A 7749-nucleotide genomic window follows, 5' to 3' on the forward strand; every position below is an offset into this window, starting at 1 on the left:
GCTTCGTTGTAAAAGCCAATCGTTTGATTGTCGAACAAGGGTGACAATTTCGCAGATTACCATTGTATTTTATGGCGATCGCCGAAGAAATCCAAAAATACGATACAGTGACGCCATCTTATTTATTGACAATCCTTCGTATCCCTCTACGCTGACACCACTGCCATGGATCAATTTGGCGAGGGAGGAACAGGTTTGTCGAACGGTCTTCGTCGCAAGCTGACGAGTTACGGCGATCAGGGATTCTCTCTTTTCCTGCGCAAGGCATTCATCAAGGCCATGGGTTATTCGGACGACGCGCTCGACCGTCCGATCGTCGGCATCGCCAATACCTACAGTGATTTCAATCCCTGTCACGGCAATGTGCCGCAACTCATCGAGGCAACCAAGCGCGGCGTGATGCTGACGGGTGCGATGCCCATGGTGTTTCCGACAATCTCGATCCACGAGAGCTTTGCCTCGCCGACGTCGATGTATCTGCGCAATCTGATGGCGATGGAAACGGAAGAGATGATCCGTGCCCAGCCGATGGATGCCGTGGTCCTGATCGGCGGCTGCGACAAGACCCTGCCGGCCCAGATCATGGCGGCCGCCAGCAGCGAGATACCGGCGATCTTCCTTCCGACCGGCCCGATGGCCGTCGGCCACCACAAGGGCGAACGGCTTGGCGCCTGTACCGATTGTCGCCGTTTCTGGGGCCGCTTCCGCGCCGGAGAGATCGACGAGGCCGAGATCGCCGAGGTCAACAACAAGCTGGCCAGCTCGATCGGCACCTGCACGGTGATGGGCACGGCGAGCACCATGGCAAACCTGACCGAAGTCATGGGACTCTGCCTACCCCGCGCGGCTTCGGCACCTGCCGTCGAATCCGAACGGGTTCGCCTTGCCGAGGAAACGGGCCGTGTCGCCGCACGTCTCGCCATGGATGAGGCAGCGCCGACGGTGCGCGATATCCTGACGCCGCAGGCAATACGCAACGGCCTCGTCGCGCTGCAGGCGATGGGCGGCTCGACCAATGCCGTCGTCCATCTTGCCGCGATAACCGGCCGCCTCGGCCTGCGCCTCGACATGGCCGAACTCGACCGGCTGGGCCGAAGCATTCCCCTGCTCGTCGACTTGCAGCCCTCCGGCCAGCATTACATGGAGCAGTTCCACGAGGCGGGCGGCGTCCCGGCTCTGTTGAAGGCGGTGCGCCATGAAATCGACGGCAGCGCTCCGACGGTCTGCGGCAGAACGATGGGCGAAATCATCGACGATGTCGTCGACGAACCGGGCCAGACCATCATCCGCACCGTCGAGAAACCGTTGAAGCCGATCGGAACGATCGCGGTCCTGCACGGCAATCTTGCGCCGCGCGGCGCCGTCATCAAACAATCCGCCGCCTCCAAGGATCTGCTCCAGCATATCGGCCGCGCCGTCGTCTTCGATTCCGTCGAGGATATGACGCTGCGCATCGACAGTGACGATCTCGACGTCAACGCCGACGACGTTCTGGTTCTGCGCAATGCCGGGCCAAAGGGTGCGCCCGGCATGCCGGAAGCCGGCTATCTACCCATCCCCCGCAAGCTGGCGCGGCAGGGCGTGAAGGACATGGTGCGGATTTCCGATGCCCGCATGAGCGGCACGGCCTTCGGCACGATCATCCTCCATATCGCGCCTGAAGCCGCCGATGGTGGCCCTCTGGCGATCGTCCGTACCGGCGATCACATTCGCCTCGACGTCGAGGGCCGGCGCATCGACCTCGATATCGACCAGGCGGAATTCGATCGCCGCATGCTTGAAGTCGTCAACCGGCCGTCCCCTGCCCCGTCGCGCGGCTATGCCAAGCTCTATCAGGAGCGCGTGCTCCAGGCTGACGAAGGCGCCGATTTCGATTTCCTGCAAAGCGAGGAGATCGACGCGCGATGAGCGCCGCTGATATGGAGGCACCGCTTTGCCTGCCCCGCCGGCCGCTGACGCGGCTGCCGCGGGCCGCACTGCCGGAAGGCACGATCGATACGCATTTCCACGTCTTTCGCGCCGGCGCTCGGCTCAATACCCCACGCAGCTACACGCCTGACATTGCGACGATCACCGACTGGATCGAATTCTCCGGCAGCCTTGGCATCGCCAGAGGCGTTTTGGTGCAGCCAAGCGTCTATGGCCTCGACAACAGGGTGCTGCTGGAGGCGCTGGCCGCCTATCCAGATCGTCTGCGCGGCATCGTCGTCATCGATCCCGAAACCGCGGAGACCGAAATCGAGCGGCTCGACCGGCTCGGCGTGCGCGGCGTGCGGATCAACACGCGCAACAAGGGCGGCCTCCCGCTCGCCGCCGCCAGGACATTGGCGGAAAGCATTGCCCCTCTCGGCTGGTCGCTGCAATTGCAGATCAATCCCGAACAACTTCCCGATATCGCGGCAACCCTGTCCGGCATTCGCCTGCCCATCGCCATCGATCATCTCGGCTTCATTCCGCTTGCCACGGAAACGAGATCACGGCATGTCGATGCGCTGAGAAGGCTGATGGACGCGGCTGATACCTATGTCAAAGTCACCGCGCCCTACCGCTTGACGAAGGACATGAACGATCAAGGTTTCGCCGAAGTCGGCCGCGCCCTCGCCGCCACCCACGCAGAAAGGCTGCTCTGGGGCAGCGACTGGCCGCACACCGAATTGTGGGACGGCATGCCCGATGACGCCGAGCTGATCGAGACCATGCAGGCCGCCATCGACGATCCCGCGATGGCCGAAAAGATTTTTGTTCGAAATGCCGAAGCGCTGTTCTTCGGCCGCTGACTTGGAGAGTAGGAATGGCCAGACTGACCGAAGATGCCAAGGGCGTCTATGTGATTGCCGTAACCCCCTTCACCGATGACGGCGCGCTCGATCTCGCCAGTATCGACAGCATGGTCGATTTCTACGAGGGTGCCGGCGTCACCGGCCTGACGGTGCTTGGCCAGCTCGGCGAGGCTCCGAAGCTGACCGCCGAGGAATCGCGGACAGTCGTCGAACGGGTGCTGAAGCGCCTCGACGGGCGTCTTCCCGTCGTCGTCGGCGTTTCGGCGCCAGGGCTTGCGCCGATGAGCGAACTCGCCGAAGCCGTCATGGGTGAGGGTGCGGCCGGCGTCATGGTCGCGCCGCCCTGGACCGTCAAGACCGACGATCAGGCTTTCGCCTTCTACCAGTCGGTCGGCGAGGCCCTGGGCGATACGCCCTTCGTGCTGCAAGACTATCCGCTCACAACCAATGTGACGATTGCGCCCAAGGTCATCGAGCGCATCGTCAACGAGGTGCCGAACTGCGTCATGCTCAAGCACGAGGATTGGCCGGGTCTGTCGAAGATCTCGGCACTTCGCGCCGCCAGCGACAAGGGCGCCATGCGGCGCATCTCGATCCTTTGCGGCAATGGCGGGCTTTTCCTGCCCGAAGAGATGGGCCGTGGCGCCGATGGCGCAATGACCGGCTTTTGTTATCCTGAGATGATGGTGGGCGTCGTCGAGGCCTATGCCGCCGGAAATCCCGATCGCGCCCATGCGATCTTCGATGCCTATCTGCCGCTCGCCCGCTACGAACAGCAGCAGGGCATCGGCCTTGCCTCGCGCAAATACGTGCTTGCCAAGCGCGGCGTGATCAAGTCCGCCACCCTGCGCAAGCCAGGCGCCAAGCTCTCGGCGCTTGATATTGCCGATGTCGAGCGGCTGCTGGCACGTCAGGCCATCCGCCTCAAGGAGATCGGGGCGTGACGCACCGGCGCAAATCCCCAACCGCTGGACCGTCGCCGTGGCCTAATTTAGCCCATGCAGCGCGAGCAGATGGCTATGTCCATCTCGTCCGTGGGGTTGAAACCCGAGCGACTCCCAGAACCTCGCCGCAGCATCGTTTCCCGCATGAACGGTGACGATGCTGCAGCAGGAACGCGCATGGTCGAGCAGAGCCTGGGCAAGCATCCGGCCGATGCCGCGCCCGCGCATTGCAGGACGAATGTAGAAACGCCGCATCCGCAACGCCCCTGACATGGCGGAGTCGACGGTCATGCCGCCGATGCCGATGAGCGCATCATCGACATCGGCGCCAAGCAGCCTTTCGCCGTGATGTTCGAACCTGATATCGCCGGCCGACCATTCGTCGATAAGGCGGGCGACATGGCGATAGCCTTCCCGCCGGGCCTCGCTTTCGAGACCTGCCATCTCCTGCGGCAACCGATCGCGGAGCCTGCGGATATCAATTGTCATGGCAATGCCGATGGTTTTAGATTGCAGGAACCGGAATCTCGCGGCGCGGCGCCGCAGCCGGCAGGCCGACCGGCACGAAACTCGCGTCACCATCTCTAGCCATGTCGTGCACTGTATGTTTCTCCAGCGCCTTCGTCACCTCGTTGAGGTCGCCGTCCAGATGTTCGGCCGGAATGAGATTGCCGATGACGAAATCGAAGCGGTCGCCGCGTTTGTTCAGCAGTTCGTGAAAGACAGTCATGTCGCGAAGCTCCGTCGACCATTTCGCCAGCCAGTAGAACAGCCCCGAATTGCGTGCCGTCATATGGATGGGAAGGATCGGCAGATTGTATTTGCGCGCAAGCCCGACGGCCGAGGTCTTCCACGGACGTTCGTTCAGCCGGCCGTTCGCCCAATAGGCGATGCGGCCTGAGGGAAAGAGCACTGTCGCCTTGCCTTCCTTCACCGCATGGTTTGTCAGCTGCAGCGTTTCGCGCGCTTTCAGCTTGCTTTTATGCTCCTCCCGCCATTCGACGGGAATGATCATCTCGGCAAACCGTGGATTGACGCGGATGGCATCGCGATTGGCAAAGAACATCATGTCCGGCCGGCGCGCTTTCAAAAGATCGAACACGGCAACGCCGTCGGCGATGCCGGTCGGATGGTTGCTGACGAGGATGAAGCCGCCGGTATCAGGAATGCGTTCGCCGTTGGTGATGCCGATGTCGAGTTTCAGCATGTCGCTCATATATTCGAACGACTGGAAGCCCGGCATTTTGGCGACCGCATTGGCGAATTCGAGCGCCTTGTTATAGCGCAGCAGGGTGTAGAGGAACGGCCGCATGACCGGCCAGAGCGGATTTTTCACGATCCTCTGGCCGCGTTCGGCAATCAGCGTATCGACGATATGACCGGGCTTTCCCTGTGAAACGAGAGCGATCGCTTCCGCGAGCTGTCCGAAAGCCGTCATGGAATCGCGCCGTGCCATGAAAGATCCTGTTTATGGGGTATAAGCTATCGCAGTACAATATGATCGAAGGATGACAAAGGCTTGGCCGGCATTAGCAATTCCATAACTGTTCCTGCTCCAAATTGGCGGACTTGAAGGCAAAATCAAGGCCCGCAACGTGAACGAACTGCTTGTTATCGCCGATCAGCGCCTGATGGCGGAACGCGCCGCGTGGCTCGAAAACCTCGCCGGGGAGCGCCGTCTTTCCGAGCACACGCTCGACGCCTACGAGCGCGACACCCGCCAGTTTCTGACCTTTCTGACCGGCCATCTCGCCGGCCCGGCGACGCTCCGCGATATCAGGGAATTGCGCCCCGCCGACTTCCGCGCCTTCCTCGCGGCCCGGCGCAAGCAGGGCTCCGGCGCCCGATCGCTCGGCCGCAATCTCGCCGGTCTTCGCTCGCTGCTGCGCCATCTCGAAAAGAAGGGCCTGGTCAATGCCGCCGGGGCTGCCGCGGTGCGCTCGCCGAAACAGCCGAAATCGCTGCCCAAGCCGTTGTCGGACACCCAGGCGATCACCGTCGTCAGCGACGACGCCCAGCTCCACGACGAACCCTGGATTGCGGCGCGCGACGCGGCTGTCATGACGCTGCTCTACGGCTGTGGCCTGCGCATCTCCGAAGCGCTGGATCTTACTCCCGCCGACCTGCAGAAGGGCGCGACGACTCTGCGCATCACCGGCAAGGGCAACAAGACGCGGCTGGTGCCATTGCTCTCCGTGGTTTTCGACGCCGTCGAGAAATACCGCACGCTCTGCCCATACCATCTCGAAAGCGGCGAGCCGCTGTTTCGCGGCGCTCGCGGCGGCAAGCTGCAAGCGGCAATCATCCAGCGCACCATGCAGAAGATGCGTAGCGCCTTCGGCCTGCCGGAAACGGCGACACCGCATGCACTGCGCCACTCCTTCGCCACCCATCTGCTTGCCGGCGGCGGTGATCTGCGCACCATCCAGGAATTGCTCGGCCATGCCAGCCTTTCCACAACACAGGTCTATACCGGCGTCGATGCATCGCGGCTGCTCGAGGTGTATGATCGGGCCCATCCGCGAGCGTAATGGATGTCGCCCAAAAGTGCGCAGCGGTTTTGGGGCAACGACATGCATAAACGATAGGCTTAAAGCGCATCGCATGGATGCGATTGAATGTGAGGCGCTTTAAGCTCTCGTTAAGGCCTTCTCTTAAAGGAATATGCGCAAGCCGGGCGTAGAGCATGAAATGCACAAGGCATGTAATCGGAACACCCATCATGACCACATCAATCGGCCGCCGGACGTCTTACCTCGCAGTGCCGGCCAATCTGTTGCTCTGGCTGATCGCGGCCTTTCACATGCTGCTTCTTGCCGCCCTGTTTGCCGCCTTCCTGACGGCAAGACCGGCAGCGGCCGAAGATGTCGCCTGCACCGGCCGCAACCTGATGGTCGAGCTGCAGCAGAACGACCCTGCCCGCTATGCCGAGGCGCTCAAGGAAGCTGACGCCACGCCGAACGGCAAGGGCATCTTCTGGAAGATCGAGAAGCCGGGACTTGCACCCTCGTGGCTGCTCGGCAGCATGCATGTCACCGATCCGCGCGTGCTGGCCCTGCCGCCGCGCGCCCAGGCAGCCCACGACGCCGCCGACACGATCATCATCGAATCCGACGAGATCCTCGATGAGCGAAAGGCGACCGCCGCCCTACTCGCAAAGCCGGAGCTGACGATGTTCACCGACGGCACGACGATCGACAAGCTGCTTTCTCCCGAGGATTACACGCGTCTCGAAACCGGCCTCAAGCAGCGCGGTATCCCGATCAGCGCCGTTTCCCGAATGCGGCCCTGGATGATTTCCAGCGCCGTCGCCCTGCCGGCCTGCGAAATCGCCCGCAAGGCAAAAGGCGTCCAGTTCCTCGACCAGAAGATCGCCACCGATGCCATTGCTCAGGGCAAACAGGTCAAGGGGCTGGAAACCCTTGCCGAACAGATCCAGGCCATGGCCGATCTGCCGGTCGAATTCCATCTGAAATCGCTGATCGAGACGCTGGAACTCGGCGACAAGATGAGCGATGTCGTCGAGACGATGACCGACCTCTACCTCTCCGGCGACATCGGCATGACCATGCCGATGCTGAAAACCGTGACACCGGAGGAGGAAGGCGAAAACAGCGATTATGCCGCCTTCGAGCAGCGCGTCATCCTCGACCGCAACAAGGTGATGGCCGAGCGTGCAGCGCCCATCCTCGACGCCGGCAACGTCTTCATGGCCGTCGGCGCCCTGCACCTGCCCGGCAAGGACGGTGTCATCGAACTGCTGCGCCAGCAGGGCTTCACGGTGACTGCGGTAAATTAAGTAGTCAGTGCCAAGATTGACGGATCGGACATGCTTGGCAAAATCGGCCTTGTGCACCGGATGGGCGGCGTGAAAACGAGCTCTGGTTCGGCAAGCGAGTTATTTCGCCGGAGATGGAAACTATAAATCGGCCCAACTTTTTGCCGCCGCCGCGGAAGCACAAATTGAAAGCTAGAGCGTGCTGTTTTTAGACGGCAGCATATCCTGAGTTTCTAAGATAGTTTGC

Annotated in this window: 6 protein-coding genes and 1 pseudogene; 5 read left to right on the forward strand and 2 right to left on the reverse strand. The window is 61.8% G+C overall.

Annotated elements, in window-relative coordinates; translation table 11 throughout:
• Nucleotides 1-195: 195 nt before the first annotated feature.
• Genes C3Y91_RS11790 through C3Y91_RS11800 form a run of 3 tightly spaced genes read left to right on the forward strand, consistent with a single transcriptional unit; the run spans nucleotide 196 to nucleotide 3724 of the window.
• Nucleotides 196-1908 carry an IlvD/Edd family dehydratase gene (locus C3Y91_RS11790; protein ID WP_168575324.1) on the forward strand — a complete coding sequence of 571 codons (1713 nt, stop codon included), beginning with the start codon at nucleotides 196-198 and terminating at the stop codon, nucleotides 1906-1908.
• Entirely contained in the window at nucleotides 1905-2777 is an 873-nt protein-coding gene (locus C3Y91_RS11795) for an amidohydrolase family protein (protein ID WP_018069054.1), read from the forward strand. The genes C3Y91_RS11790 and C3Y91_RS11795 overlap by 4 nt, the downstream gene beginning before the upstream one ends.
• Nucleotides 2778-2791: 14 nt before the next feature.
• On the forward strand, nucleotides 2792-3724 hold the full coding sequence (locus C3Y91_RS11800; RefSeq protein ID WP_024323378.1) for a dihydrodipicolinate synthase family protein: 933 nt from the start codon (nucleotides 2792-2794) through the stop codon (nucleotides 3722-3724).
• On the opposite strand, the pseudogene C3Y91_RS11805 reads toward C3Y91_RS11800, so the two are convergent.
• Together C3Y91_RS11805 and C3Y91_RS11810 are read right to left on the reverse strand one after the other, a co-directional pair.
• Nucleotides 3705-4213, reverse strand: a pseudogene (locus C3Y91_RS11805) (GNAT family N-acetyltransferase). The gene C3Y91_RS11800 and the pseudogene C3Y91_RS11805 overlap by 20 nt on opposite strands.
• Before the next feature lie 16 nt (nucleotides 4214-4229).
• On the reverse strand, nucleotides 4230-5180 hold the full coding sequence (locus tag C3Y91_RS11810) for a GNAT family N-acetyltransferase (RefSeq protein WP_024323380.1): 951 nt from the start codon (nucleotides 5178-5180) through the stop codon (nucleotides 4230-4232).
• A 139-nt stretch (nucleotides 5181-5319) separates the two neighbouring features.
• Here C3Y91_RS11810 and C3Y91_RS11815 point away from each other — a divergent pair, with 139 nt between their 5' ends.
• On the forward strand, nucleotides 5320-6255 hold the full coding sequence (locus C3Y91_RS11815) for a tyrosine recombinase XerC (RefSeq protein WP_024323381.1): 936 nt from the start codon (nucleotides 5320-5322) through the stop codon (nucleotides 6253-6255).
• A 191-nt stretch (nucleotides 6256-6446) separates the two neighbouring features.
• Nucleotides 6447-7523, forward strand: coding sequence for a TraB/GumN family protein (locus C3Y91_RS11820; protein WP_024323382.1), 1077 nt, complete (start codon nucleotides 6447-6449; stop codon nucleotides 7521-7523).
• Nucleotides 7524-7749: the final 226 nt, after the last annotated feature.

It is taken from the genome of Rhizobium ruizarguesonis (assembly GCF_012349115.1).
GTDB lineage: Bacteria > Pseudomonadota > Alphaproteobacteria > Rhizobiales > Rhizobiaceae > Rhizobium > Rhizobium ruizarguesonis.

Coding starts and splice junctions, on each gene's coding strand:
- C3Y91_RS11820 (WP_024323382.1), top strand. CDS start 6,447: ATGACCACATCAATCGGCCGCCGGACGTCTTACCTCGCAGTGCCGGCC.
- C3Y91_RS11810 (WP_024323380.1), bottom strand. CDS start 5,180: ATGGCACGGCGCGATTCCATGACGGCTTTCGGACAGCTCGCGGAAGCG.
- C3Y91_RS11800 (WP_024323378.1), top strand. CDS start 2,792: ATGGCCAGACTGACCGAAGATGCCAAGGGCGTCTATGTGATTGCCGTA.
- C3Y91_RS11795 (WP_018069054.1), top strand. CDS start 1,905: ATGAGCGCCGCTGATATGGAGGCACCGCTTTGCCTGCCCCGCCGGCCG.